The sequence below is a fragment of the Kitasatospora purpeofusca genome, from assembly GCF_042691725.1.
Classification (GTDB): Bacteria; Actinomycetota; Actinomycetes; order Streptomycetales; family Streptomycetaceae; genus Kitasatospora; species Kitasatospora purpeofusca_B.
The window spans coordinates 2154439-2180418 of sequence record NZ_CP170483.1 but is presented as its reverse complement, the minus strand read 5'-3'; the positions used below and the strand labels follow the sequence as shown (position 1 = coordinate 2180418).

Below are 25980 nucleotides of genomic sequence, written 5' to 3'. Positions count from 1 at the left end.
CCCCGACACCCGGGCGTGACCCTCGCCACGTCCGGCGGCCGTGAGGTTGAGAGCAGCTGACGCGCGGGTAAGGCGCTGGCGAACGCCGCTCTTGACGGTGACGCGCCCGCCCCGATACTGACCGTGAGCGCGCCGCCGCCGACACGGCCCCACCGGGCCGTGCGGGCCGGTACGTTCGTGCGCCACCCCGGTCTGGGCGGATCCCCGGCCGGGACAGACACCTCCGGCAGGCACTCCGGTGCGACACCCTCACGTTCGCGCGCCGGCACAAGGATGGGGAGGCCCCCGCACATGGGCATGAGCGTCATCATTTCGACCGCCGACACCAACGACACGGAGCAGATCCTCAAGCTCCAGTACCTCGGCTACCAGAGCGAGGCCGAGCTCTACGGGGACTGGGCCATCGAGCCGCTGACCCAGACCCTGCAGAGCCTGCGCACCGAGCTGACCGAGCAGCACGTCCTGGTCGCCCGCCTCGGCGAGGAGATCGTCGGCACCGTCCGCGGCCGGCTCGGCCCCGACGGCGTCGGCCGGATAGGGCGGCTGGTCGTCCACCCCCGGATGCAGCGCCACGGCCTCGGCGGCCGCCTGCTGGAAGCCCTCGAACAGCGCCTCGCCGAGGACGGCGCGGTGGCCTCCTACCGGCTCTTCACCGGCCACCGCAGCCTCGGCAACCTGCGCCTCTACGCCCGCCAGGGCTACCGGCAGACCACCGTCGAGCAGGTCAGCGGCCGGCTCACCCTGGTGCACCTGGAGAAGCCCGCCGCCGCCGCGCTCGCCGCCACCGCCTGAAGCCCGGCCGACCGCCCCGACCCTCCCGGTCCTCGTCGGCGCCGCCACCATCCGGACGACGGTGGCGGCGCCGAGCCGTATCGCCGCAGGTGAGGACCCGCACTGTCCGCATTACGGACAGCCCTGCGAAATAATTGGGGTTCCCCCGGCCCATCTGTTTTACTGGCTCACATGACTGCGACGACGAAATGGACCCCCACCGGCACCCTGCCGGCAGGTGAGCGTGCCATGTGCCGTCGAATGTGTCACCGCTGAGGGCCACCGCCCCCGGCACCCGCTGAGAGTGCCTCCCCCTCGCGCCCCGAAGCGAGGAACCCGCCGCCGCTCCCGTCCGTGCGAGCGCGCCCACTCTGCCGTACCCCTCCTCCGGCCTGTCCGCCCGCCCGCGGACACGGTGACTCGTCAGGGCCGCGCCTGCGCGCGGCCCGGCCGCCCGGCGGCGACGATCGAGGGACGACAGCGACGCAATCCCCAGGCGTGACCCCGCCCACGTCGCCGACCGCACCGCGGCCCGGCGACCGCACGCCGCCCGCCCCCGACGTACGGAAGCAGTTGTGATCACCACCACGGACCTCACCAAGGTCTACCGATCCCGCGGCCGCGAGGTGACCGCCCTCGCGGGCGTCGACCTCCACGTCCGCCCCGGCGAGGTCTACGGAGTCGTCGGCACCAGCGGCGCCGGCAAGTCCACCCTCATCCGCTGCGTGAACATGCTGGAGCGGCCCACCTCGGGCACCGTCACCGTGGACGGCGTCGAACTCACCGCCCTGGCCGGCGGCGAGAACCGGGCCGGCAAGGAACTGCGCGAGGCCCGCCGCCGGATCGGCATGGTCTTCCAGCACTTCAACCTGCTCGCCTCGCGGACCGTCCAGCAGAACGTCGAACTCCCGCTGGAGATCATCGGCCTGGACCGCACCGAGCGCCGCCGCAAGGCCGCCGAACTCCTCGACCTCGTCGGCCTCGCCGACAAGGCCCGCAGCTACCCCGGCCAGCTCTCCGGCGGCCAGAAGCAGCGCGTCGGCATCGCCCGCGCCCTCGCCGGCGACCCCAAGGTGCTGCTCTCCGACGAGGCCACCTCCGCGCTCGACCCCGAGACCACCCGCTCCATCCTCAAGCTGCTGCGCGAACTCAACCAGCAGCTCGGCCTCACCGTCCTGCTCATCACCCACGAGATGGACGTCATCAAGTCGGTCTGCGACTCCGCCGCCCTGATGCGCGGCGGCCGGGTCATCGAGTCCGGCGCCCTCACCGACCTGCTCGCCGAACCCGGCTCCGAGCTCGCCCGCGAACTCTTCCCCCTCGGCGAGTCCGGCACCGGCCGGCCCGACTCCACCGTGCTGGAGATCACCTTCCAGGGCGACACCTCCGCCCAGCCCTTCGTCTCCCAGCTCGCCCGCACCTACCAGATCGACATCAACATCCTCGGCGCCGCCGTCGAGACCATCGCCGGACGCATGGTCGGCCGGATGCGGGTCGAACTGCCCGGCAGCCACCAGGACAACGTGGTGCCCATCGGCTACCTGCGCGAGCAGGGCCTCCAGGTCGACGTCCTCGACCCGGCCCGCACCGCGAAGACGAACGGAGCGGCCGCATGACCTGGGACCAGATGCAGGAACTGATGGGACCCGCCACCTGGGAGACCCTCCAGATGGTCGGCGCCGCCGCCGTCGGCACCGTCCTGCTCGGACTGCCGCTCGGCGTGCTGCTGGTGCTCACCGACAAGGGCGGCCTGCTGCAGAACCGGCCCGTCAACAAGGTGCTCGGCGCCGTCGTCAACATCGCCCGCTCGGTGCCGTTCATCATCCTGATGATCGCGCTGATCTCCTTCACCCGCTGGCTGGTCGGCACCTCCATCGGCTGGCAGGCCGCGACCGTGCCGCTCACCATCGGCGCGATCCCCTTCTTCGCCCGCCTCGTCGAGACCTCCGTGCGCGAGGTCGACCGCGGCCTGGTCGAGGCCGTCCAGGCCATGGGCGGCTCCACCTGGACCATCGTCCGCAAGACGCTGATCCCCGAAGCCCTGCCCGGCCTCGTCGCCTCCGTCACCACCACGATCATCACGCTGATCAGCTACTCCGCCATGGCCGGCGCGGTCGGCGGCGGCGGCCTCGGCACCCTCGCCATCAACTACGGCTACTTCCGCTTCGAGACCGCCTTCATGTGGATCATCGTCGCCGAACTGGTGATCATCGTCACCCTCGTCCAGCTGCTCGGCGACTGGGCCGTCCGCTCCCTCGCCCACCGCGGCCGCGGCGGCGGCCGGACCCGCCTGCTGCGCCCGCGCGGCAACGTCCCCGCCGCCCGGACCGCCGCCGACGAGAACGAACTCGTCGCCCCCTAGACCTCCCGGCGTCCGAACCCGGACCCGGCTCCCCGGTACCACGCAGAAAGGCACTTTTCGTGCGCAACGCCCTGAAGTTCACCAGCGTCCTCGCCACCGCCGGCATCGCCCTCTCCCTCGCGGCCTGCGGCAGCAACGGCGACTCGAAGTCCTCCTCGGACCCGAACGCGCCGCTCACCGTCGTCGCCAGCCCCACCCCGCACGGTCAGATCCTCAAGTACGTCAAGGACAACCTCGCGGAGAAGGCCGGCCTCAAGCTCACCATCAAGGAGGTCACCGACTACGTGACCCCCAACACGGCGGTGCAGGACGGCTCGGCCGACGCCAACTACTTCCAGCACGTGCCGTACCTGGACGACTTCAACAAGAAGCACAACACCCAGATCGTCTCCGCCGGGACGGTCCACCTGGAGCCCCTCGGCCTCTACTCCAAGAAGGCCAAGGCCATCGGCGACATCAAGGACGGCGCCACCATCGGCCTGCCCAACGACGCCACCAACGAGGGCCGCGCGCTCAAGCTCCTCGCCGACAACAACGTCATCACCCTCAAGGACGGCGTCGGCACCGCCGCCACCCCCGCCGACGTCACCGGCAACCCGAAGAACCTCAAGTGGAAGGAGCTGGAGGCCGCCCAGCTGCCCCGCTCCATCGAGGACCTCGACGCCGCCGTCATCAACGGCAACTACGCCATCGACGCCGGCCTCAAGCCCACCAGCGACTCCCTGGTCCTGGAGAAGGCCGAGGGCAACCCCTACGCCAACATCCTCGCGGTCAAGCAGGGCAAGGAGAACGACCCCCGGGTCAAGAAGCTCGCCGAGCTGCTCCACTCGCCCGAGGTGAAGAAGTACATCGACGACACCTTCAAGGGCGCCGTCATCCCGGCGTTCTGATCCACGCCACCCGCGCCACCGACCCGTCCCGCCGGACACCACCGGGCCCCCGCCGCAACCAGGCGGGGGCCCGGTCGGGCAGTATGCACCAATGACGGTCCGACAGACCCACTTCTGACGTACCGTCGTCCGGTCCGTGCACCGCGTGACCACCCGGCACCGGCGAGGCGTACGGTGTGTCCACGACCCGGCGAGGAGAGACGGCATGGCAGCGAGCTTCCCCGAGACCGCCATCAGCACCGAACGGCTGCTGCTGCGCCCGCTTGCGGAGGACGACGCCCCCGGCCTGGCCGCCATGATGGCCGACGAACTCGTCCTGGCCTGGACCGACCGGCCCCACCCCTTCACCGAGGCCCGCGCCGCCGAACTGGCCCGCACCCTCGCCCCCGCCCACCGCGCCGCCGGCCACGGCATCGTCCTCGCCGTCACCGAACACCTCACCCAGCGCCTCGTCGGCCTCGTCGAACTCCGCAACACCGACTGGCGGCTGCGCTCCACCGAGATCTCCTTCATCACCGCCGCCTGGGCCCGCGGCGAGGGCTACGCCCCCGAAGCCGTCCTCGGCGTCGCCCAGTGGCTCTTCGAGGACCGCGGCTTCCTGCGCCTGGAACTGCGCACCGCCGCCGGCAACACCGCCGCCCAGCAGGTCGCCCAGAAGATCGGCGGCATCAGCGAGGGCGTGCTGCGCAGCGCCTGGATAGTGCGCGGCGAGACCGGCGAGACCGGCGAGGTCGTCGAAGAGAGCCGCAGCGACCTCATCCTGTGGAGCCTGCTGCCCGAGGACCTGGAAGCCCCCGAGGCCCCCGCCCCCGCCTGGGCCGGCGGCCACCGCTACGTCCTGCGCGACTGAACCCGGTACCCGCCGCCCCGCGCCCCGCCGGGCACACGTGTGCGAGATGTCCGCGCCCAGGGGATCACACCCGGTAACCTCTGACCGGCGCCGAACACCGGCGCCGCCTGTCGGTGCACGGATGGCGAGGGAGACGGCCGCAGATGGCTGACCGGATCACGGTCATCGGATGGGACGGCACACCGCTGACCGAGGCCGCCGCCGCGGCCCTCGCCGCGGCCACCCTGGTGGCCGGCGCCCCCTACCAGCTCAAGGCCCTCCCGGTGCCGCCCGCCGCCGAACGCATCGCGCTCGGCAGCATCCAGCTCGCCGCCCGCCGGATCGCCGAACACCGCGGCGCCGCCGTCGTCATCGCCGAGGGCGACCCCGGCTTCTTCGGCGTCGTCCGGACCCTGCGCCGCCCCGAGTACGGCCTCGAACTCGAAGTCCTGCCCGCCGTCTCCTCCGTCGCCGCCGCCTTCGCCCGCGCCGGCATGCCCTGGGAGGACGCCCAGGTCGTCAGCGCCCACGGCGGCCGGCTGCGGCGCGCGGCCAACATCTGCCGCGCCCACCCCAAGGTCGCCGTCCTCACCGCCCCCGGCGCCGGACCCAGCGAACTCGCCCTGATGCTCCGCGGCGTCCACCGCACCTTCGTCGTCTGCGCGGCCCTCGGCACCCCCGACGAGGACGTCACCGTCCTCACCTCCGACCGGGTCGCCGACCACATCTGGCGCGACCCCAACGTCGTCCTGGTGATCGGCGGCAGCAGCGCCGGCGGCCCCGGCGGCGGACCGCAGAGCGGCGCCGCCGGCGAAGCGGCCGGCTGGCTCGCCGGACGCCCCGTCGGCTACCCCGGCCCCGACCGCGGCTGGGCCCTGTCCACCGACACCTACACCGGCAGCGGGCGCGCGCCCGGCGCGGCCGACGCGCTCCCGGCGCACGTCCGCGCCCTCGTGCTCGCCCGCCTCGGCGCGCGCCCCGGCGACCTCGTCTGGTCCGTCGGCGCCGGCAGCGGAGCGCTCGCCGTCGAGGCCGCCCGCTTCGGCGCCGCCGTGGTCGCCGTCGAGGCCGACCGCGCCGCCTGCGCCCGCCTCGCCGTCAACGCCCGCCGCTACGGCGTCGAGGTCGAGACCGTCCACGGCCACGGCCCCGACGTCCTCGGCGAACTCCCCGAACCCGACGCCGCCGTGGTCGAGACCGGCGGCCCCGACGTGGTGCGCGCCGTGCTCTCCCGCCGCCCCGAACGGATCGTCGCCGTCGCCCGCACCCTCGCCGAGGCCGAGGAGGTCCGCCGCGCCATCGCCGACGCCGGCTACCACGCCGACGGCGCACTGCTCCAGTGCGCGCCGCTGCTCGCGCCCGCCGCCGCCCCCGGCACCCCGGCCGGCAGCGGCGACCAGGACGCCCACGGACTGCGCCTCGGCGTCGGCGACCCCGGCACCTTCCTGCTCTGGGGTGAGCAGAAAACGTGAAGACCCGGTGCCGATTCCGGCCGGAGGGGCGGGGAGCCGCGCGCGCCGGGACCCCGCACCGGGCCTCCGCGCCGGGCCGGACGGTGATCCAGGTCGCATCCGGACACCGATTCGAGAGGCGGCCCCGCCGGGCCGGTAGTGTGGCGTCCGGGACGGCTGCGGCCTCCGCCGGCCCGCCCGATCCGGTCGGGTCGTCACTTTTTCGACGCGGTACGGACCGGTACGGCTCGAAGTGTGGGCAATTCGACGGGCCGCCCGCCGGACCTGGAGAATGCCGTAGGGTCCGGTGCGGTCGTGCCGGTTGCCCCGGCTTGTCGTTGTTTCAGATGACGCGCCACCCGGCACGGGTGGTGCGCGGGCCGGGGTGCCGCAGCGCGCCGGAAGGACTTCGGCCGCAGCGCCTCGGCGCGGCGGCCGTGTGTGGTTGAGGGGCGGGCCGGTGCAGGCCCGACCCGTGCGGATGGGCGCTGCGGTCGGTGATCGCGTCGCCGAGGGCGCGGCAGCGGCCTGGAAGGAGCTTTGACATGACCGATGGCGGCCACGTCCCGAACGAGGGACTGCCGGAGCACCTGCTCGCCGGGCCCGACCCGCTCGGCGGCCCCGCGGCCGTCGCACCCGGGCACGGCGTCCCCGCCCAGGGTGTCCCGCACGGCGCGCCCGGATTCGCCGCGCCCGCCCCCGGCATGCCCGGCGGCGCCGGCGACGGCTGGGCCGTCGACCAGGGCGGCCACCGCCCCGCCTTCCACTTCGTCGACCAGCCCGACGGCCTCGATGAGGAGGAGGACGTCCTGCTGATGCCCGGTCCGCAGGGCTCCTGGGGCGAAGCGGCCGGCGACCAGCAGGGCCCGCCCGGCATCCCCGTCGAGCCGTCCTGGCCGCCGCTGGACCCGCCCGTGCTCGGCGCCGCCCAGGCCCAGGCCCCGCAGGCACCGTCGCACGCCCAGCCGGTGCCCGGCGCCCAGACCGTCCCGGTCCAGGGCCAGGGCCTCGACGCGATGACGGCCGCCCAGGCACCGCGCCGCCCGCTGCACGCCGGCCCGCCGATCCCGGACCCGTCCCTGATGACCGGCCAGGTCCCGGTGCGCTCGCTCGCCGACCGCGGCCCCTCCACCGGCAGCACGCCGGCCCACGGCATCCCGGTCGTGACGGCCGCCGTCCAGCCGGAGCCGCAGGCCGCCCAGGTCGCCGCGCCCGCCGTCCAGCCCGTGCCGGTCGCGCAGCCGGTCGAGGCGGCCGCTGCGCAGGCGGCCGCGCCCGCCGAGGCCCCGGCGCCGGTGGCGGCCGCCACGGCCGCCGTGCCGGTCGCGCCCGTCGAGACCGCAGCCCCCGTCGAGGTCGTCGAAGCCGTCGCCGCGCCCGTGGAGCCGGTCGTCGCCGCCCCCGAGGCCGTCGCACCCGTCGAGGCCGCCGCCGCGCAGCCGGTCGCCCCCGCCGCGACGCCCGGGACCGCCGAGCCGACCGCCGTCCCCGCCGCCGAGGCGCCGGCCGAGGTCCGGACGGAGGCGGCCGCCGCGCAGCCCGCGCAACCTGCCGACCTTGCCGCCGACCAGGCCGCCGCCCCGGCCGGCCAGCCGCGCCGCATCTCGGCCTTCCTGGCCGCGCCGACCCCGCACGGTCTGCCGCAGGTCGAGGCCGTCGACCCGGCCGCGCCCGTCGCGGTCGAGACGGAGGCGGAGCAGTCCGCCCCCATAGCGCCCGCCGCCGAGGCTGTCGCGCCCGCCGAGGCCGCCGCGCCCGCCGCACCCGCCCCGGCCGCGCAGCCGGTGGCCGAGGTGGCCGCCGAGCCGGTGGCCCAGGCCGTCGAGCAGCAGCCCGTTGTCGAGCAGCCCGTTGCCGAACAGCCCGTCGTGGAGCAGGCCGTCGTCGGGCAGCCCGCCGAGGCGGCCCCGGCCGCCGAGCAGCAGCCCGTCGCCGAGGCCGTCGCCGAGACCGCCGTCGGCACCGGTGAGATGCCGTCCGGTCAGCCCGTCGCCGTCCCGGCCGTCGAGGAGGGCGCCGCGCCCGCGGACGCCCCGGTCACCGAGGAGGCCGCAGCGCCCGCCGCCGAGGCCCCGGCCGCCGTGGAGCAGCCCGCCGCCGAGTCGGCCCCGGCCGAGGCCACCGAGGCCGCACCGGAGACCGAGACCGAGGCCGTCGTCGCGCCCGCGACCGTGGACAGCGCCGAAGCCGTCACGGAGGCGACCGAGGCCACCGAGCCCACGGAGCCCGCTGCGGTCACTGAGGCCACCGACACCGCTGCCCCGACCGAATCCGTCGAATCCGCCGAGGCGGTCGAAGCCGAAGCCGAAGCCGTCGCCGAGCCCGCCGAACCGCGCGGCCCGGCCGCCCCCGGTTACGACGACGCCGGCCGCGAGGCCGTCCACCAGGTCATCCGCGAGCGCCGCGACATCCGCAACGGCTTCCGCCCCGACCCGATCCCGCACGAGGTGCTGATCCGCGTCCTGGAGGCGGCCCACACCGCCCCCAGCGTCGGCTACTCGCAGCCCTGGGACTTCGTGGTCATCCGCTCCGCCAAGACCCGCCGCAAGATGCACGAACTGGCCGAGCGCCAGCGCGACGCGTACGCGGACTCGCTCCCCAAGGGCCGCGCGAAGCAGTTCAAGGAAATCAAGATCGAGGCGATCCTCGAGACGCCCGTCAACATCGTGGTCACCGCCGACCGCACCCGCGGCGGCCGCCACACCCTGGGCCGCCACACCCAGCCGCAGATGGCCCCGTACTCGGCCGCCCTCGCCGTCGAGAACCTCTGGCTGGCCGCCCGCGCCGAGGGCCTCGGCGTCGGCTGGGTGAGCTTCTTCGACGAGGAGGAGCTGGTCCGCGAGCTCGGCCTGCCCGAGCACCTGGACGTCGTCGCCTACCTGTGCGTCGGCTTCGTCGACGCCTTCCCGGACGAGCCCGAGCTGCAGCAGCAGGGCTGGGCGAAGAAGCGCCCGCTGTCCTGGGTCGTCCACGAGGAGCAGTACGGCAACCGCGCCCTGCCGGGCGAGGACCCGCACAACGTGCTCTCCGAGACCCTGCGCGGCATCCGCCCGCTGGACGCCAAGGCGCTCGGCGAGGCCTGGGACCGTCAGAAGCGGATGACCAAGCCGGCCGGCTCGCTCGGCATGCTGGAGATCATCTCCGCCCAGCTGTGCGGTCTGTCCCGCAAGTGCCCGCCGCCGATCCCGGAGCCCGCCTGCGTCGCGGTCTTCGCCGGCGACCACGGCGTGCACGCCCAGGGCGTCAGCCCCTGGCCGCAGGAGGTCACCGCCCAGATGGTCGGCAACTTCCTGGCCGGGGGAGCGGTGGTCAACGCCTTCGCCAAGCAGATCGGCACCGAGGTCTGCGTGGTCGACGTCGGCGTGGCCGCCGAGCTGCCGGACGCGATCCAGCAGGGCCGCACCACCGGTCTGCTGCCGCGCAAGGTCAAGCCCGGCACCGACGACATGACCCAGGGCCCGGCGATGACCCGCGAGGAGGCCCTCAAGGCCCTGGAGGTCGGCATCGAGACCGCCCGCGACCTCGTCGCGGCCGGCAACAAGGCCCTGGTCACCGGCGACATGGGCATCGCCAACACCACCGCCTCCGCCGCCCTGATCTCGGTGTTCACCGGTCTGGACCCGGCCGAGGTCACCGGCCGCGGCACCGGCATCGACGACGAGACGCACGCCCGCAAGGTCGAGGTCGTCCGGGCCGCCCTGGCCCTGCACCAGCCCGACCCGGGCGACCCGATCGGCGTCCTCGCCGCCATCGGCGGCCTGGAGCACGCGGCCCTCGCCGGCTTCCTGCTCGGTGCGGCCAGCCTGCGCACCCCGGTCATCCTGGACGGCGTGATCGCCGGCTCGGCCGCGCTCGTCGCCAAGGCGATCGCCCCCGAGGTGCTGGCCGCCTGCATCGCCGGCCACCGCTCGGCCGAGCCCGGCCACCAGGCGGCGCTGACCAAGCTCGGCCTGCGCCCGCTGATCGACCTCGACCTGCGGCTCGGCGAGGGCACCGGTGCCCTGCTGGCCCTGCCGCTGGTGCAGAGTGCGGCCCGCGCGATGCACGATGTAGCCACCTTCGACTCCGCCGGGGTCACCGAGAAGGCCTGACGCTCGTCCGAACCGCTCCGCGCACCGGCCCGAGGGCGCGCCGGTGCGCGGAGCGGCGCCGCGCCGCACCCCGTTACCCTCACCGATCCAGGAGCACCACCGATGACCGCGCCCACCCCGCACCCCAGCACCGAGGGCCGCACCCCCTACCCCGTCGGCCTGCTGCTGGCCGGCCGCCGCGTCGTGGTGGTCGGCGGCGGGCACGTCGCCCAGCGACGGCTGCCCGCCCTGCTCGCCACCGGTGCCGAGGTGCACCTGATAGCGCCGGCCACCACCCCGGCCGTCCAGGCGATGGCCGACGCCGGGGAGCTGACCTGGCACCAGCGGCCCTACCAGGAGGGCGACCTCGCCGACACCTGGTACGCGCTGGTCGCCACCGACGACGCGGCGGTGAACGCCGCCGTCAGCGCGGAGGCGGAGCGCGAGCGGGTGTTCTGCGCCCGCAGCGACGACGCCTCCGCCGCCACCGCGTGGACGCCGGCCAGCGGGCGCGACGCCGGGGCGACGGTGGCCGTCCTCACCGGCGACCCGCGGCACTCGGCCGCGCTGCGCGACTCGATCGTCGAGGGGCTGCGGGACGGCTCGCTCGCCGCCCGCCAGTACCGCGCGCGCGGCGCGGGGGTGGCGCTGGTCGGCGGCGGCCCGGGGGACCCGGACCTGATCACGGTGCGCGGCCGGCGGCTGCTCGCGGACGCGGACGTGGTGGTCGCCGACCGGCTGGCGCCGCGCGAGCTGCTGGCGGAGCTGCCGGAGCACGTCGAGGTGATCGACGCGTCGAAGATCCCGTACGGGCGCTTCATGGCGCAGGAGGCGATCAACCGGACGCTGGTCGAGCACGCCAAGGCGGGCAAGTTCGTGGTGCGGCTGAAGGGCGGCGACCCGTACGTGTTCGGGCGCGGCGGCGAGGAGCTGCTGGCCTGCGCCGAGGCCGGGCTGCCGGTCACGGTGGTGCCGGGCATCTCCAGCTCGATCAGCGTGCCGGCGGCGGTCGGCGTGCCGGTCACCCACCGGGGGATGACCCACGAGTTCACGGTGGTCTCGGGGCACGTGGGACCGGACGACGAGCGGTCGCTGACCGACTGGGGGGCGCTCGCCCGGATGACGGGCACCGTGGTGCTGCTGATGGCCGTCGACAAGATCGGCGCGATCGCGGCCCGGCTGATCGCGGAGGGGCGCGCCGCCGACACCCCGGTGGCCGTCGTCCAGGAGGGCACCACCGCCGCCCAGCGCCGCGTCGACGCCACCCTGGCCACCGTCGCCGCCACCGTCGAGGCCGAGGGCATCAAGCCCCCGGCGGTCATCGTCATCGGCGACGTCGTCAATGTCCTCGCCCCCGCCACGACCCCCGACGCCTGACCCCAGCCCCCGGGCCCCGACCAACCACCTCCACCTCTCCCCGCCAGCACTTTGCAAACAGCAACTGTTTGCAAAGTGCTGACACATAATCCCAGCTCAGCGCCTTGGCACCCGCGTTTCGTGCACTTTGCAAAGTATGGACTTTGCAAAGTGCACGAACGGCAAGCGGCTACTCCAGCGGCTGCTCCGTCCAGATCACCTTCCCGGTGGCCGTGTACCGCGTCCCCCACCGGTCGGCGAACTGGGCGACCAGGAACAGCCCGCGCCCGCCCTCGTCCGTGGTGGCCGCGTACCGCAGATGCGGCGAGGTGCTGCTGCCGTCCGACACCTCGCAGATCAGCGCCCGGTCGAGCAGCAACCGCACCTTGATCGGCCCCGTGCCGTACCGGATCGCGTTGGTCACCAGCTCGCTCAGGATCAGCTCGGTGACGAACGACGCCTCCGCCAGCCCCCACTCCTCCAGCCGCTCCGCGACCGCCGCCCGCACCCCCGCGACCGCCGCCGGATCGGACGGCACCTCCCACTGCGCCACCCGCTCCGCCGGCAGCCCCCGGGTCCGCGCCACCAGCAGCGCGATGTCGTCCTGCGGCCGCGCCGGCAACAGCGCCCCCAGCACATCCGCACACGTCTGCTCCGGCGTCCGCGACGGCCCCGTCAACGCCGCCCGCAACAGCTCCAGCCCCTCGTCGATGTCCCGCTGGCGGTCCTCCACCAGCCCGTCCGTGTAGAGCACCAGCCGGCTGTCCTCCGCCACCTCCAGCTCCACCGTCTCGAACGGCAGCACCGCCAGCCCCAGCGGCGGCCCCGTCGGCAGCTCCGGGAACACCACCGACCCGTCCGGCCGCACCAGCGCCGGCGGCGGATGCCCCGCACTCGCCACCGTGCACCGCCGCGCCACCGGGTCGTAGATCAGATACAGACAGGTCGCCCCCGTCACCGCCGCCGAACCCCCGGTCGCCGACTCCTCCAGGTCGATCCGGTTCACCAGCTCGTCCAGATGCCCCAGCAACTCGTCCGGCGGCAGGTCCAGCGTCGAGAAGTTGTGGATCGCCGTCCGCAGCCGCCCCATCGTCGCCGCCGCGTGCAGCCCGTGCCCGACCACGTCCCCCACCACCAGCGCCACCCGGGCCCCCGGCAGCGGGATCAGGTCGAACCAGTCCCCGCCCACCCCCGCCTGCGCCGGCAGGTACCGGTGCGCCACCTCCAGCGCGTTCTGCTCCGGCAGGCTGCGCGGCAGCAGACTGTGCTGCAAGGTCACCGCCATCGCGTGCTCCCGGGTGTACCGGCGCGCGTTGTCGACGCACACGGCCGCGTGCGCGACCAGCTCCTCGGCCAGCGCCAGGTCCTCCTCCTCGAACGGCTCCGCCCGCTCCGAGCGCCAGAACCGGGCGATCCCCAGCAGCACCCCGCGCGACTTCAGCGGCACCCGCACCAGCGAGTGCACCCCGTACTCCAGCACCCGCGCCGCGGCCTCCGGATCCTGCTCCCGCCACCCGGCCGCCTCCGCCAGCCGCGGCTCCAACCCCGGCAGCCCGCTGTTCAGCGCCCCCGCCAGCGGCGTCGACGGCGCCACCTCCAGCACCGAGCCCACCGGGTGGAACGGCGCGTCGTCCCGCACCGAGGCCACCGCCGCCCGCCGCATCCGCAGCGGCCCCGCACCGGACGGCGGCTCCTCGCCCTCCAGCACCTGGTCCGCCAGGTCCACCGTGACGATGTCGGCGAACCGGCCCACCGTCACCTGCGCCAGCTCCTCCGCCGTCCGCGTCACGTCCAGCGTGCTGCCCACCGTGACCCCGGCGTCGTAGAGCAGCCGCAGCCGCCGCTGCGCCACCTCGGCCCGCCCGGTCAGGGCCAGCAGCTCCGTCGAGTCCCGCAGCGTCGCCACCGACCCTGGCGGCCCGCCGTCCCGGTCCGTGGGCCGCACGTTCACCGCCAGCAGCCGTTCACCGGCCAGCACCACCTCGTCGCTGACCGGCCGCCCGTCGGCCAGCAGCTCCAGCGGCGCCGGCTCCAGGCCCAGCTCGGTCAGCGGACGGCCCTCGGCGTCCGGCGGCAGGTCCAGCAGCCGGCGCGCCTCGTCGTTGCAGAGCAACAGCCGGCCGTCGCCGCCGACGATCAGCACGCCCTCGCGCACCGCGTGCAGCACCGCCGCGTGGTGCTCGTACATGCGGGTCATCTCGGCCGGCCCCAGCCCCCGGGTCTGCCGCTTCAGGCGCCGGCTGATCAGCGCCGTCCCGCCGGTCGCCAGCGCGAGCCCGGCGGCCGCCGCGCCGAGCACCACCGGCAACTGCCGCTCGCTGGCGCTGCTCACATTGGCGACCGTGATGCCCGCCGACACCGCCCCGACCACCTGCCCGTCCGGCGCGTACACCGGCACGACGGCCTGCACCAGCGACCCGATCGTGCCGGTGACCTGCTCGGTCAGCACCTGTCCGGCCAGCGCGGGCTGGTAGGTGCCGACGAACTTCTGGCCGATCCGCGCGGGGTCGGGGTGGGTGAGGCGGATGCCGTCGGTGCTGATCACGACGATGAAGTCCACGCCCGCGTTGATCCGCGCGGACTGCGCCGCGGGCTGCAGGATCGCGGTCGGGTTCGGCGAGCGCAGCGCCGCGGCGGTGCCCGGCCCATTGGCGAAGGTCTGCGCGACCGCCACCGAGCGGTTGGTGGCCTCATGCCGGGCGTCGTTGCGGGACTGCACCAGCAGCGCGACCACGGCCGCCACCACCAGCAGCAGCACCACCACGACCTGCAGCGCGAAGACCTGTCCGGCCACCGACCGGACCCGGGCCGGTGCGGGCCGGGCCGTTCGTGATCGCTGGTGCCGACCGTGGGGGTGCCCACCGGGCGAGCCGGCGGCGGTACCGGTGGATCGGGAGGCGGACGTGGAACCGGCCGCACCAGGGTCCGACGGAGCCCAAGATCGGCCCGGAAATCGGGCCATACGTCATATTTGCACTCCACGCGGCGGCGGGCCAAGGGCGGCCACCCCGCCCATTGGGCCGGTTGGCCTTCCCCGGCCCGACTTGGCAAGATCGCAGGGTGTCCGAACCCAGCACCATCACCGACCCCGCCGACCCGCGCCTCGCCGACTACACCGGCCTGACCGACGTCGAACTCCGCCGCCGCCGCGAACCCGCCGAGGGCCTGTTCATCGCGGAGGGCGAGAAGGTCGTGCGCCGCGCCCTGGCGGCCGGCTACCGGATGCGGTCGATGCTGCTGACCTCCAAGTGGCTGGACGTGATGGCCGACGTCATCGCCGAGGCCGACGCCCCCGTCCACGTCGTCGAACCCGCCCTGGCCGAGGCCGTCACCGGCTACCACGTCCACCGCGGCGCCCTCGCCTCGATGGAGCGGCAGCCACTGCCGGACGCCGCCGAACTGCTGGCCGGCGCCCGCCGGGTGGCCGTCCTGGAGGGCCTGGTCGACCACACCAACCTGGGCGCGATCTTCCGCAGCGCCGCCGCCCTGGGCATGGACGCCGTCCTGCTCTCGCCCGACTGCGCGGACCCGCTGTACCGGCGCGCGGTGAAGGTCTCGATGGGCGCCGTCTTCGCCGTCCCGTACGCCCGGCTGGACCCCTGGCCGACCGCCCTGGACACGGTGCGCGCCGCCGGCTTCAGCCTGCTCGCCCTCACCCCGGCCGACACCGCCGTCGACCTGGCCGGCCTCGCCCCGCACCGCCTCCCCAAGGCGGCCCTGATGCTCGGTGCCGAGGGCGACGGCCTCACCCCTCGCGCCCTGGCCGCCGCCGACCACGCGGTACGCATCCCGATGGCCCACGGCGTCGACTCGCTCAACGTCGGCGCCGCCGCGGCCGTCGCCTTCTACGCCGTCACCACCACCGCCTGACCCCACCACGGCCCGGAGCAGGAAGTCGGCCCCGCCGACTTCCTGCTCCGGCTCGCAGCCCCGTCGCGGCGCCATGGCCCCGCGCTCGCCGTCGGCGGGGGACGGTGCCGCGGTGCGCGGGAAGCCGCTCCCGGCGTCAGCCCGCCGGGGAGGTCGGGGGTGCGGGGGCCGCGGCGGGGGGCGGGACGGTGGCCGGGGGAGTCATGGTGGGGGAGCCGGGCCAGGACTCCTCCAGGGTGCCGTCCGCGCGCAGCGTGTAGCGGGTGGAGGTGGCGGCCCCGGTCTGGGCGACCCGCTCCTCCCGCACCAGCGCCCCGCCCTCCAGCCGCCAGGCCGCCGTCGCCTGCGGGTCCGCCGCCGAGGAGCGCGAGGTCAGGGCGACCGGGGCGTCCCCGGTGAAGGAGAACAGCTGCACCAGGTCGACCGGCACCGAGCCCTCCGAGCGCCGCAGCACGACCAGCGCCGCCGGTGCGCCCTTGTACCGGGCCGGGAGCACCGCGCTCAGCACGACCTGCGGGCCCGCGCCCGCCGAGCGGCCGTCCCGCAGGGAGATCGCCGGACCGCCCGCCGGATCGGTGTAGGAGCGGTTCGGCCAGTCGACCGCCGGACCCGCGCCCTGCGCCGGCATCAGCGCGCTCTCCGCGCCGCCGGCGGCCGGGGCCCCGTGCGCGGCGGCGGCCAGCGGGGTGGTCGAGGAGGCGAGCCCGTCCGCCGAGACCCCCGTCCCGCCCGACGCCTCCGGAGTCACCGCAGTGGACGAGGGCCCCGGGCCGGCCGGCGCGGTCGCGGCGCTCGTGGGCGCCCGCAGCCCCTGCTTGTCCCGGTTCTCGCACCCCTGCGCCGCCGCGATGGCCAGCGCGACCCCCACCGTCACCGTCACGAACACCACCAGCCGCTGCCGCAGCAGCCGCTGCCGGGCGGTCCCGGGGCGCCCGCCGGGTGCGGGTGTGTGCTGCCGGTCGCCCGCCCGGCCGCGCGGCCCGCCCGGCCGCTGCCGGCGCTCGTGCCCGGGCGGCGGGGTCTGCTGGCGCTCGCGCATCGGCCGGGTGGCGTGGGCCGCCTCGGGCCGGGGAGCGGCGCGGTGGCCGCCTGCCCGTCGGTCGGCCCGGAGGCCCGGCGCGGTGCGCCGCCCGCCGTGCCCGCCCGGGCCCGGGCGGAGGCGGCGGCCTGTTCGGGTGCCCGCCCGGGCGCCGGGACGCCGCGCGGTGCGGCGGGCGGCGGTGCGCCCGGCACCACCCCGGCCGGACGCGCCGGATGCCCGGGGTGTCCCGGATGCCCCGGAGCCCCGGCCCGGTCCGCGCCGGGCCCCGCGGCACCCCGGACGGCGCCCGCCCGGCCCGCGCCCGCGCCGCCGACGGCCCCGGACGCGGCCTGCTGGCCGCGCGCGGCCCCGCGGGCCCGACCGAACGGCCCGCCGGAGCCGTGGCCCGCCGCGCCGCCCGGCGCGGGACCCGGACCGGCCGCCGTGCCGCGCACGGCCAGCTCGCTCAGCCGCTCGTGCAGCGCGGCCGCACCGGGCCGCTCGGCGGGCTCCTTGGCCAGGCAGGCCCGGATCAGCGGCGCCAGCTGCGGCGGCACCGCCGCCAGGTCGGGCTCCTCGTGGACGACGCGGTAGAGCATGACCTCCGAGGAGGCCCCGGAGCCGAACGGGGTGTCACCGGTGAGCGCGTACGCGAGGGTCGCGCCGAAGGCGAAGACGTCGGTCGCGGGCGTGACGGCGGCCCCGCGGACCTGCTCGGGGGCGAGGAAGCCGGGCGAGCCGACAGCGGTGCCGACGTGGGTGAGCGTGCTGGCCCCGCGCGACCAGGCGATGCCGAAGTCGATGATGCGCGGCCCGCGCGGCGACAGCAGGATGTTGGACGGCTTGAGGTCCCGGTGGACGACGCCGGCCTCGTGCACCTTGACGAGCCCGTCGGCGAGCGCGGCCCCGATCCGGGCGACCTCGGGCCAGCCGAGCGCCCCCTCGTCGCCGACCCGCTTGTACAGCGACGGCCCGGGGACGTACGCGGTGGCCAGCCAGGGCCGGTCGGCCTCGATGTCGGAGCCCATGACGCGGGCGGTGCAGCCGCCGCGGATCCGGGAGGCGGCGGCGATCTCGCGGGCGAAGCGGGTGCGGAACTCGACGTCCTCAGCCAGCTCGGACCGGATCAGCTTGAGCGCGACGCGCTGGCCCCGGCGGTCCGATCCGAGGTAGACCACGCCCATGCCGCCGGCTCCCAGCCGCCGGTGCAGACGGTACGGCCCGACGATGCGGGGGTCCTCACGCCTCAGCCGCATCATCGCCATTCTCGTTTCCCCGTCAGACTGTGGGTGAGGCCCCGTCGGATGGGGCGTCGTCAGTTCCTGTCTGGCACAGCTTACGGACTGCCCGCTGCGGTGTGCTGATACGCAACACCTGAAGCCACCGTCCGATTGTCGGATCTTGGACTGACATCCGGATGGTGCGCTGCCGAATCGTTTCTCGGGGTTTCCTCTCAGGGTTCCCCCTGGGACCGGGTCGCGGACGTCTCCGCCTGCGGTAGTACTCCCCAGGTCGGATCGTCATCCTCCGGGAGGCCCGGAGAACAGTACGACGGCATGACGCCCGCCAACCCCCTCCCGCCATACCGTTGTTCTCAGCGGTGGACGGGGAGCTCGTCCCCCGAGGTAAGCCGTCCACCGCGTCCACGTGCACCACCGTCCATCCACCGGCCGAGCTCAGCAAGAGGAGTCAAGGGCATGGCACCGCAGCCCATGGGATCCACCTCCCGCCGCCGTCGGCCGGCCTTCACCCAGCGCGGCGCCGCGGAGCCCACCAGGCACCCGGCGGTCGCGGTGGCCATGGCACTGCCCTGCGCGGTGCTGCTGGCCATGCTGTTCGGCGGCTGGGAGCAGATGGCGAACCAGGCCCAGGCGGTGGCCGAGCTGATCGGCCACTGACGGGCGGGGCACCGAGGGTGCCCACCGAAACGGGCACTGATCCCCAGGGGACGGGGAGCCAGTGCCGGCCGGGGAGGCCGCGCCCGCGATGACACGCGGACGGGCGAGAGCGGCGCGCAGAGCGCCCCGGCAGGCGGAGACGCCGCGTACGGACGTCGGTGAGGGCGACCGTACGCGGCTCTTCCGCTGTTCCCCTCGTGCGCCCGGGAACGCTCTCGGAACGTTCCCGGGAACGCCGAAACGGCCGGGGCCGCGACCCGTTACGAGTCGCGGCCCCGGCCGTCACTGTGCGCGATACTGGGATTGAACCAGTGACCCCTACCGTGTCAAGGTAGTGCTCTCCCGCTGAGCTAATCGCGCCTGGTAAGGCGGTCCTGCAGCAGACCCCGGGGGGTCCGACGTGCGCGATACTGGGATTGAACCAGTGACCCCTACCGTGTCAAGGTAGTGCTCTCCCGCTGAGCTAATCGCGCGGATGCGGTGCGACCGCAACGAACCCCGGGATCCGAAGATCACCCAAGATCCGACGTGCGCGATACTGGGATTGAACCAGTGACCCCCACCGTGTCAAGGTGGTGCTCTCCCGCTGAGCTAATCGCGCGGGGCAGGTGTCCGGCAGGGCCGGGCATGGTGCGCGATACTGGGATTGAACCAGTGACCCCTACCGTGTCAAGGTAGTGCTCTCCCGCTGAGCTAATCGCGCGGGGAGGCCACCCGGCTGAGCCGGGTGAGCCCCTTGGAGGTGGAGACGGGATTTGAACCCGTGTAGACGGCTTTGCAGGCCGTTGCCTCGCCTCTCGGCCACTCCACCAGGCAACACTGAAGGACGATCCTACACTGTCCTTCGTCGAGCGGACGACGAGATTCGAACTCGCGACCCTCACCTTGGCAAGGTGATGCTCTACCAACTGAGCCACGTCCGCCTGTCTCCCGGGGTCTTCACCGGTTTTCCCGGCTGCGCTCCCTGGCGACGTGTTGAACTCTAGCGGATTACCGGGCCAGCGAAAAATCCGTTCCCGCAGCATGCCCGGCGGGTCGCCGCCGGACGCCCCCGCGCCGACCGGCCCGGACGGGTGCGGCCGGGGGCGATCGACACCCTGGGTGACACCCGCAGGTCACCCGGCGTACGCCGGCGCGACGCCCGGCTCTGCTCACGCCCCCCGGCCTACACTTCAGGCACCGCAACCCGAGCAGAGCCCCGTGCAGGAGAACCGTGTCCGGCCACCCCGCCCCCCAGCACCCCCTCGCCCGCTTCGGCGGCCGCCTGGCGACCGGGCTGCGCGACGTCACCTCCGACCCGGCCGCCCTGGACTCCGCCGGCTGGTGGGCCGTCGCCTACGACTTCGAGGGCCGCCTCACCTGCGCCCGCTTCGAGGACGTCCGCCCCGCCCCGGCCCCGCCCTCCGGCGCCGGCTGGCTCGGCCCGGCCGCCGGCGCCTGGCGCAGCTCGCTCGACCGCGCCGCCTACACCGCGGGCGTGCGCCGCGTCCGCGAGCACATCGCGGCCGGCGAGGTCTACCAGGCCAACCTCTGCCGGGTGCTCTGCGCACCGCTGCCCGACCCCGCCCGCTCCGACATCGACGCCCTCACCGGGCTGCTCGCCCACGGCAACCCGGCCCCCTACGCGGGAACGATCCGGCTGCCCGGGCACGGCGTGGAGATCGCCACCGCCTCGCCCGAGCTCTACCTGCGCCGCACCGGCCGCACCGTCTCCTCCGGCCCGATCAAGGGCACCGGCCGCACCGAGCACGACCTGCTCGACAAGGACCACGCGGAGAACGTGATGATCGTCGACCTGGTCCGCAACGACCTCGGCCGGGTCTGCGCCACCGGCACCGTCACCGTGCCCGACCTGTGCGCGGTCGAGAAGCATCCCGGCCTGGTCCACCTGGTCTCCACCGTCGAGGGCACCCTGCGCCCGGACGCCGGCTGGCCCGGGCTGTTCGCCGCCACCTTCCCGCCCGGCTCCGTCACCGGCGCCCCCAAGTCCAGCGCCCTGCGGATCATCGAAGCCCTGGAGACCGCCCCGCGCGGCCCCTACTGCGGCGCCGTCGGCTGGGTCGACGCCGACCGCGGCGAGGCCGAACTCGCCGTCGGCATCCGCACCTTCTGGATCGACCGGACCGACCCCGCGGCGCCCGAACTGCGCTTCGGCACCGGCGCCGGCATCACCTGGGGCTCCGACCCCGACCGTGAATGGGCGGAAACCGAGCTGAAGGCCGCCCGTCTGGTCGCGATAGCGTCGGGCACCGACATCCGTCCCGACTCCGACTGAACCCCGACACGGACCGAGCCCGGCGCCGCCATCCGCAGCCGGCCGGCCCGCGCCCGTCCCGCGAGGAGCACCCCGCGATGCAGCACCCGACCACCAGCTGGGTCAACGGCACCCTCGTCGACTCCGCCGACCCGGCCCTGTCCGTCCTGGACCACGGACTCACCACCGGCGACGGCGTCTTCGAGACCATGAAGGCCGTCGACGGCAAGGCCTTCGCCGTCACCCGCCACCTGGAGCGGCTCACCCGCTCCGCCCGCGGCCTCGGCCTGCCCGACCCCGACCACGACCTGGTCCGCGAGGCCTGCGCCGCCGTCCTCGCCGCCAACCCGATGCCGCTCGGCCGCCTGCGCATCACCTACACCGGCGGCACCGCGCCGCTCGGCTCCGAGCGCGGCGACACCGGCCCCACCCTGGTGGCCTCCCTCGGCACCGCCACCCGCCGCCCCGACACCACCGCCGTCACGGTCGTCCCCTGGCGCCGCAACGAGCACAGCGCCGTCGCCGGCCTCAAGACCACCTCCTACGCCGAGAACGTCGTCGCCCTCGCCGCCGCCCACCGCACCCACGCCTCCGAGGCCCTGCTCGCCAACACCGCCGGCCGGCTCTGCGAGGGCACCGGCTCCAACGTCTTCGTCGTCCTCGGCGGCCGCCTGCTCACCCCGCCGCTCGCCTCCGGCTGCCTGGCCGGCATCACCCGGCAGCTCGTCGTCGACTGGTGCGGCGCCGAGGAGGCCGACCTTCCGCTCGACGCCCTCCAGGAGGCCGAGGAGATCTTCCTGACCTCCTCCCTGCGCGACGTCCAGGCCGTCACCCGCGTCGACGACCGCGAACTGCCCGGCCCCGGCCCGGTCACCGCCAAGGCCATGGCCGCCTTCGCCCAGCGCAGCGGCGACGACCTCGACCCCTGAGCACCCGCCCCCGCCGCCCCGCCGAGGGAACCCCCGGCGGGGCCGGCGGCGTCCGGACCGGTAGAAGAGCCGGACGGCGGGGAAGGGACCCCGACATGACCACCACGCTGCGCCCCGAAAGCCCGGAGACCCCCACCCCCGCCGGCGGCCGCACCCGGCGCTGGCAGATCTGCGTCAACGGCCGCCCGGTCGGCGGCCTGCGCACCACGGCCGTCCGGCGCGGCGGCCAACTCTGGGGCGAGATAGCAGAGTTGGAGGTCAGCAGCGGACGCGGCCGGGGGCGCGGGACGATCGGCGCGCTGGCCGCCGAGGAGGTGCTGCGCGGCTGGGGCTGCACCCGGGTGGACGCCGACATCCCCGAAGCCGCGCAGGTCGCCCGCTCGCTCGCGGTCACCCTCGGCTACACCGAGCGGATGCGGAACATGGTCAAACGGCTGGACGCGCCGCCGGCCCTGCCGACCGGCGTCGCCGCCCGCCCGATCGGCGCCGCCGAGTTCCCGGCCTGGCTGGCCGAGGCCAAGGCCGGCTACCTGCACGACCTGTGCGCCTCCGGCCTCGACGAGGAGGAGGCCCGCGCCAAGGCCGACGCCGACCACGCCAGGCTCCTGCCGCAGGGCGCGGACACCGCGGGCGTCGCGCTGCGCCGCCTGTACGGGGCCGGGGAGGAGCCGCTGGGCTCGCTCTGGCTGGCGCTGCGGCTGCGCGACCTGCCCGACGGCGCCCCGCTGGCCTGGGTGATGGTGGTCGAGGTGGCCGACGCCCACCGGGGGCGCGGCCACGGCCGGACGCTGATGCGCCTCGCCGAGCACGCCTGCCTGTCGGCGGGCGTCCGCCACCTCGGGCTGAACGTCTTCAGCGGCAACTCGGTCGCGATCCGCCTCTACGAGTCGCTCGGCTACCGGGTCACCAACCGGGTGTACGGCAAGCCGCTGCTGTGACGGCGGGCCGGCGGCCCGCCGCGGGTCAGGACGCCTTCGCGGCCTCGACGGCGGCGACGACGCGCTCCAGCAGGCCGTCCTGGCTCTTCCCGCCGTCGAGGCGCTGCCCGGCGATCACGTACGTCGGCGTGCCCGTCACCCCGATCGCCCGGCCCTCGGCCTGGTCGGCGTCCACGGTCAGCATGTGCCGCCCGTCCACCAGCGCGGTGTCCACCTCCTCGGCGTCCACCCCGACCTCCCGGGCCACCTCCAGCAGCACCTCGGTGCCGCGCGCCTCCAGGTCCTCGACCCGCTCCAGCAGCGCCTCGACGAACGGCCAGCCGAGGCCCTGCGCGAACGCCTCCTCGGCGGCCTCGGCGGCGGCGTAGGCGTGCTTGTGCTTCTCCAGCGGGAAGTGCCGCAGCTCGATCGCCAGCGCGTCGCCGTAGCGGGCGCGCAGCGTACGGACGTCGGCCAGGGCGGTGCGGCAGTCCGGGCACTGGAGCTCGCACCAGAACTCGAGACGGGGGAGGGAACCTTCGATCATGCCCCCAGTGTTCCATCAGTGGGGCCTGTGCCGTTTCGGCGACCGGGTCCGGCCAGTTCGCCAGACCGGAGTTCGTGGGAGGTCCGACGAGATGATCAGTTCGACCGGCAGTCCGACGGCCGGAGTGAGGACCGAGAGGAGGCGGCCGTGCTGACGGCGGCGGTCGCGTTCACGTTGACGGCGGCCGGCACGGCCGTGGCGGGCCTGCGCGCCTACCGCCGGCGCTTCCTCTCCGCGACCCGCTGGTTCGCCGTCGCGCTGCTGCCCGCCGGCCTCTACCTGACCGGCCTGTTCCCGGTGGCCCGGACGATCGGCGACGAGATCGCCGACTGGGCGGTGAAGCTGGTCCTCGACCCCCGGGTGTGGACCGGCATCGTGCTGCTGGCGATCTCGGCGGGGCTGCTCGTCACCACCCGCTGGGTGGGCCGGCGCGGCGCCGTGACCGAGGGACGCGAGGGCGCCGCGCCCGCCGCCGGGCCCGCCCCGGCCCGTCCGGCCGTGGCTCCCGCCGCGGCCCCGGCCGCTCAGCCGGCGCCGCAGCGCGCCGAGAAGGCCAAGGGCACCGGGCGGGGCAAGGGCGACGACGGCCTCGGCGGCGAGTTCGCCGACATCGAGGAGATCCTGCGCCGCCGCGGCATCTGAGCGCGGCGTCCCGGCCGCTCAGGCCGAGGCGACCGGGTCCGCCGAGCGCTGGCGGGCCCGGTAGGCGGCCACGTGCAGGCGGTTCCCGCAGGTCCGGCTGTCGCAGTAGCGGCGCGAGCGGTTGCGCGAGAGGTCCACGAAGACCCGCGCGCAGTCCGGCGCCTCGCAGCGGCGCAGCCGTTCGCGCTCGCCCGCGGTGAGGATGAAGGCCAGCGCCATGCCGAGTTCGGCGGCCAGGTGGTCGCCGAGGGCGGCGTGCGGCGCGAAGTAGTGGATGTGCCACCCGTGGTGGTCGTGGTTGGTCAGCCGGGGGGTCGTGCCGGCCGCCGCGACCAGCGCGTTGACCAGTTCGGCGGCCTCCTCGGTGGACTCCGTGCCGAAGACCTCGCGCAGCCGTGAGCGCAGCTCGTGCACCCGGCGCAGGTCGTCGCCGGTCAGCGAGTCGACCTCGCTGATCTCCTGCCGGCCCACGAACGCGTCGAGCGCGGCCACGTCGGGCAGCAGCTCGGTGCCGCACACCTCGGGTGCGGTGTTGAGCAGCTCGACGAGGATGCTCAGCGCGCACTCGGTGTCATGGGTGATCAGCACGTGGAGGCTCCTCGCGCGGAGGGGGTCGTGGGCACCCCGCGACTACGGGTCATTCCCCGACCATACCGGGGCGGTGCGGCGTGCGGCGGCGGCTTGCGTCGAAGATGCGTACGGATTCCGCCAGTGTGTGCGGATCCTTCTGCGGAAAACGGCCGCGCCCGGCAGCGAGGCCGGCCATCCGCGGGATGGCCGGCTCCGGTGCCGGGCGCCTTCGGTGCTGCGGGCCCGCTCCACTGGGGAGAGAACCGTTTCGTCACCGGCCCCGAGACCGCGTCGTGCGCGGCTGATTCTGCTGCCGTGCCCCCGAGTAGGACGGCTGCGGTTGACGGCAGGGGCTACGACCCCGCCGACAGCGGGGTGCGACCGCCACCGGTCGGGGTCAGCTTTCGGCGAGGATGTGGGACAGCTCCCGGTCGAGGTCGAAGTGACGGTGTTCGGTGCCGGGGGGCACGGCGGCGTCCGTCCGCTTGAGGAACGACTCAAGCGCCCGGGCCGGGGCCTCCAGCAGGGCTTCTCCTTCCGGAGAGCTCAGGGCGATGCAGACCACCCCTTGCCCGTGACTGCGCGAGGGCCACACCCGGACGTCGCCCGTACCGGTGGGTCGGTGCAGCCCCTCCGCAAGGAGATCTCGGGCGAACACCCACTCCACGGTCTCGTCGGCGCCGGTGTGGAAGGTGGCGTGCACGGCATAGGGGTCGGCGGTGTCGTAGCGAAGGCCCGCGGGGACGGGCAGTGAGGACTCGCTGGACACGATGAGGCGCAGGTGCAGCTCGCAGCTGACCGTGGTGTTCATAAGCGCCATGGCCTTTCGCTCAGTGTGCGCTCGGGGAATCGCACGTCGGCGAACGGACCATCCCACCTCCACGACCGATGTAAACCCCTCTGTCCCGATTCGGGCGCGAGTCGTACCCCTTACGGCGCATTGCGGAATCGCCACAGAGTGTCCGCCGGGCGATTACCGGGCCCCTTCTCGGTTAGTTTCCTGGCATGACTGTGCGAAGCGACGAGGCACGCGGGGACGCGGGCGGGAACACCGGAACGGGGGATGCGATCGTGCCGGACGACACGGGGGTGCCGACGGGTGCGGGTGACGAGGGGGCCCCGGAGGGCGGCGCCGAGGGCGGCAAGCCGCTCGGCTCGCGCGCCCCGCGGTTCATCCGCCGCTCCCGTCCGCTGCACCTGAGCTGGCAGGTGGCCGTCTTCCTGGTCGGCCTGGCCGTCGTGGTGCTCGGCGTGATCATGCTTCCGCTGCCCGGCCCCGGCTGGGTGGTCATCTTCCTGGGCATGGGCGTCTGGGCGACCGAGTTCGTCTGGGCCCAGCTGGCACTGCGCTGGACCCGCCGCAAGGTGGCCGAGGCCGCGCAGAAGGCCCTGGACCCGCGGGTCCGGCGCCGCAACCTGACGCTGACCGTGATCGGCCTGACGCTGATCGCCGCGCTCGGCGGCTGGTACCTGTGGAAGTACGGGCTGGTCATGCCCTGGAAGATCCACGAGGACTGAGCCGTCCGGCCCCGTCCGCCGCCTCCCGGGGAGGGCCGTCCGGGGGAGGCGGCGTGTTCGGACCACCCCCCGGGATGCGGTAATG

At 74.9% G+C, this 25980-nt stretch carries 21 protein-coding genes and 6 tRNA genes; 15 read left to right on the top strand and 12 right to left on the bottom strand.

Annotated elements, in window-relative coordinates; genetic code table 11:
* Nucleotides 1-291 precede the first annotated feature (291 nt).
* The 8 genes from ACFCLZ_RS08725 (at nt 292) to cobA (ending at nt 11750) form a co-directional block, all read left to right on the top strand.
* Nucleotides 292-792 carry a GNAT family N-acetyltransferase gene (locus tag ACFCLZ_RS08725; protein WP_380284220.1) on the top strand — a complete coding sequence of 167 codons (501 nt, stop codon included), beginning with the start codon at nt 292-294 and terminating at the stop codon, nt 790-792.
* A 554-nt stretch (nt 793-1346) separates the two neighbouring features.
* On the top strand, nt 1347-2387 hold the full coding sequence (locus ACFCLZ_RS08720) for a methionine ABC transporter ATP-binding protein (RefSeq protein WP_380284219.1): 1041 nt from the start codon (nt 1347-1349) through the stop codon (nt 2385-2387).
* Nucleotides 2384-3133, top strand: coding sequence for a methionine ABC transporter permease (locus tag ACFCLZ_RS08715; RefSeq protein ID WP_380284217.1), 750 nt, complete (start codon nt 2384-2386; stop codon nt 3131-3133). Before ACFCLZ_RS08720 ends, ACFCLZ_RS08715 begins: the two co-directional genes overlap by 4 nt.
* Nucleotides 3134-3192: 59 nt before the next feature.
* Nucleotides 3193-4023: a MetQ/NlpA family ABC transporter substrate-binding protein gene (locus ACFCLZ_RS08710; RefSeq protein WP_380284216.1), complete on the top strand. Its 831-nt coding sequence runs from the start codon at nt 3193-3195 to the stop codon at nt 4021-4023.
* A gap of 205 nt (nt 4024-4228) precedes the next feature.
* Nucleotides 4229-4873, top strand: a complete 645-nt coding sequence (locus ACFCLZ_RS08705) for a GNAT family N-acetyltransferase (RefSeq protein WP_380284214.1) — start codon at nt 4229-4231, stop codon at nt 4871-4873.
* Between the two features lie 143 nt (nt 4874-5016).
* On the top strand, nt 5017-6324 hold the full coding sequence (gene cbiE, locus ACFCLZ_RS08700) for a precorrin-6y C5,15-methyltransferase (decarboxylating) subunit CbiE (protein ID WP_380284213.1): 1308 nt from the start codon (nt 5017-5019) through the stop codon (nt 6322-6324).
* A 524-nt stretch (nt 6325-6848) separates the two neighbouring features.
* On the top strand, nt 6849-10394 hold the full coding sequence (gene cobT / locus ACFCLZ_RS08695; RefSeq protein WP_380284212.1) for a nicotinate-nucleotide--dimethylbenzimidazole phosphoribosyltransferase: 3546 nt from the start codon (nt 6849-6851) through the stop codon (nt 10392-10394).
* A 102-nt stretch (nt 10395-10496) separates the two neighbouring features.
* A complete protein-coding gene (gene cobA / locus ACFCLZ_RS08690) occupies nt 10497-11750 on the top strand; it encodes a uroporphyrinogen-III C-methyltransferase (RefSeq protein WP_380284211.1) in 1254 nt (417 codons plus the stop codon).
* Between the two features lie 169 nt (nt 11751-11919).
* Here the strand turns inward: cobA and ACFCLZ_RS08685 are convergent, their stop codons facing one another.
* Nucleotides 11920-14691 carry a SpoIIE family protein phosphatase gene (locus tag ACFCLZ_RS08685; RefSeq protein WP_380284210.1) on the bottom strand — a complete coding sequence of 924 codons (2772 nt, stop codon included), beginning with the start codon at nt 14689-14691 and terminating at the stop codon, nt 11920-11922.
* 98 nt (nt 14692-14789) lie between these two features.
* On the opposite strand from ACFCLZ_RS08685, the gene ACFCLZ_RS08680 reads away from it, so the two are divergent.
* Nucleotides 14790-15599, top strand: coding sequence for a TrmH family RNA methyltransferase (locus tag ACFCLZ_RS08680; protein ID WP_380284209.1), 810 nt, complete (start codon nt 14790-14792; stop codon nt 15597-15599).
* 136 nt (nt 15600-15735) lie between these two features.
* Here ACFCLZ_RS08680 and ACFCLZ_RS08675 read toward each other — a convergent pair whose 3' ends face one another.
* Nucleotides 15736-16479, bottom strand: coding sequence for a hypothetical protein (locus tag ACFCLZ_RS08675; protein WP_380284208.1), 744 nt, complete (start codon nt 16477-16479; stop codon nt 15736-15738).
* Nucleotides 16476-17876 (bottom strand): serine/threonine-protein kinase, encoded by a 1401-nt coding sequence (locus tag ACFCLZ_RS08670; RefSeq protein WP_380284207.1) that lies wholly within the window; start codon nt 17874-17876, stop codon nt 16476-16478. The genes ACFCLZ_RS08675 and ACFCLZ_RS08670 overlap by 4 nt, the downstream gene beginning before the upstream one ends.
* A gap of 441 nt (nt 17877-18317) precedes the next feature.
* Here ACFCLZ_RS08670 and ACFCLZ_RS08665 point away from each other — a divergent pair, with 441 nt between their 5' ends.
* The gene (locus tag ACFCLZ_RS08665; protein ID WP_380284206.1) at nt 18318-18518 is read left to right on the top strand and encodes a hypothetical protein; all 201 of its coding nucleotides are present in this window, start codon (nt 18318-18320) and stop codon (nt 18516-18518) included.
* 288 nt (nt 18519-18806) lie between these two features.
* Here ACFCLZ_RS08665 and ACFCLZ_RS08660 read toward each other — a convergent pair.
* From ACFCLZ_RS08660 to ACFCLZ_RS08635, 6 genes are all read right to left on the bottom strand, one after another.
* Nucleotides 18807-18878: transfer RNA gene (locus ACFCLZ_RS08660), tRNA-Val, on the bottom strand.
* 41 nt (nt 18879-18919) lie between these two features.
* A tRNA-Val gene (locus ACFCLZ_RS08655) sits at nt 18920-18991 on the bottom strand.
* Nucleotides 18992-19047: 56 nt separating this feature from the next.
* Nucleotides 19048-19119: transfer RNA gene (locus ACFCLZ_RS08650), tRNA-Val, on the bottom strand.
* A gap of 27 nt (nt 19120-19146) precedes the next feature.
* Nucleotides 19147-19221 (bottom strand) — tRNA-Val (locus ACFCLZ_RS08645).
* Nucleotides 19222-19255: 34 nt separating this feature from the next.
* Nucleotides 19256-19329 (bottom strand) — tRNA-Cys (locus ACFCLZ_RS08640).
* A 39-nt stretch (nt 19330-19368) separates the two neighbouring features.
* A tRNA-Gly gene (locus tag ACFCLZ_RS08635) sits at nt 19369-19441 on the bottom strand.
* Nucleotides 19442-19731: 290 nt separating this feature from the next.
* On the opposite strand from ACFCLZ_RS08635, the gene ACFCLZ_RS08630 reads away from it, so the two are divergent.
* The 3 genes from ACFCLZ_RS08630 to ACFCLZ_RS08620 all read left to right on the top strand — a co-directional run bounded on the left by ACFCLZ_RS08630 (nt 19732) and on the right by ACFCLZ_RS08620 (nt 22639).
* On the top strand, nt 19732-20793 hold the full coding sequence (locus ACFCLZ_RS08630; RefSeq protein WP_380284205.1) for a chorismate-binding protein: 1062 nt from the start codon (nt 19732-19734) through the stop codon (nt 20791-20793).
* Between the two features lie 77 nt (nt 20794-20870).
* The gene (locus ACFCLZ_RS08625) at nt 20871-21701 is read left to right on the top strand and encodes an aminotransferase class IV (protein WP_380284204.1); all 831 of its coding nucleotides are present in this window, start codon (nt 20871-20873) and stop codon (nt 21699-21701) included.
* 95 nt (nt 21702-21796) lie between these two features.
* Complete coding sequence (locus tag ACFCLZ_RS08620; protein WP_380284203.1) at nt 21797-22639, top strand: GNAT family N-acetyltransferase; 843 nt, start codon at nt 21797-21799, stop codon at nt 22637-22639.
* 25 nt (nt 22640-22664) lie between these two features.
* On the opposite strand, the gene ACFCLZ_RS08615 is transcribed toward ACFCLZ_RS08620, so the two are convergent.
* A complete protein-coding gene (locus ACFCLZ_RS08615) occupies nt 22665-23165 on the bottom strand; it encodes a DsbA family protein (protein ID WP_380284201.1) in 501 nt (166 codons plus the stop codon).
* A 147-nt stretch (nt 23166-23312) separates the two neighbouring features.
* On the opposite strand from ACFCLZ_RS08615, the gene ACFCLZ_RS08610 reads away from it, so the two are divergent.
* Complete coding sequence (locus tag ACFCLZ_RS08610; RefSeq protein ID WP_380284200.1) at nt 23313-23807, top strand: hypothetical protein; 495 nt, start codon at nt 23313-23315, stop codon at nt 23805-23807.
* An 18-nt stretch (nt 23808-23825) separates the two neighbouring features.
* Here the strand turns inward: ACFCLZ_RS08610 and ACFCLZ_RS08605 are convergent, their stop codons facing one another.
* The gene (locus ACFCLZ_RS08605; protein ID WP_380284199.1) at nt 23826-24395 is read right to left on the bottom strand and encodes a CGNR zinc finger domain-containing protein; all 570 of its coding nucleotides are present in this window, start codon (nt 24393-24395) and stop codon (nt 23826-23828) included.
* 379 nt (nt 24396-24774) lie between these two features.
* Nucleotides 24775-25188, bottom strand: a complete 414-nt coding sequence (locus tag ACFCLZ_RS08600) for an SsgA family sporulation/cell division regulator (RefSeq protein WP_030056266.1) — start codon at nt 25186-25188, stop codon at nt 24775-24777.
* A 194-nt stretch (nt 25189-25382) separates the two neighbouring features.
* Here ACFCLZ_RS08600 and ACFCLZ_RS08595 point away from each other — a divergent pair, with 194 nt between their 5' ends.
* The gene (locus tag ACFCLZ_RS08595) at nt 25383-25895 is read left to right on the top strand and encodes a TIGR02611 family protein (protein WP_380284198.1); all 513 of its coding nucleotides are present in this window, start codon (nt 25383-25385) and stop codon (nt 25893-25895) included.
* Nucleotides 25896-25980 lie beyond the last annotated feature (85 nt).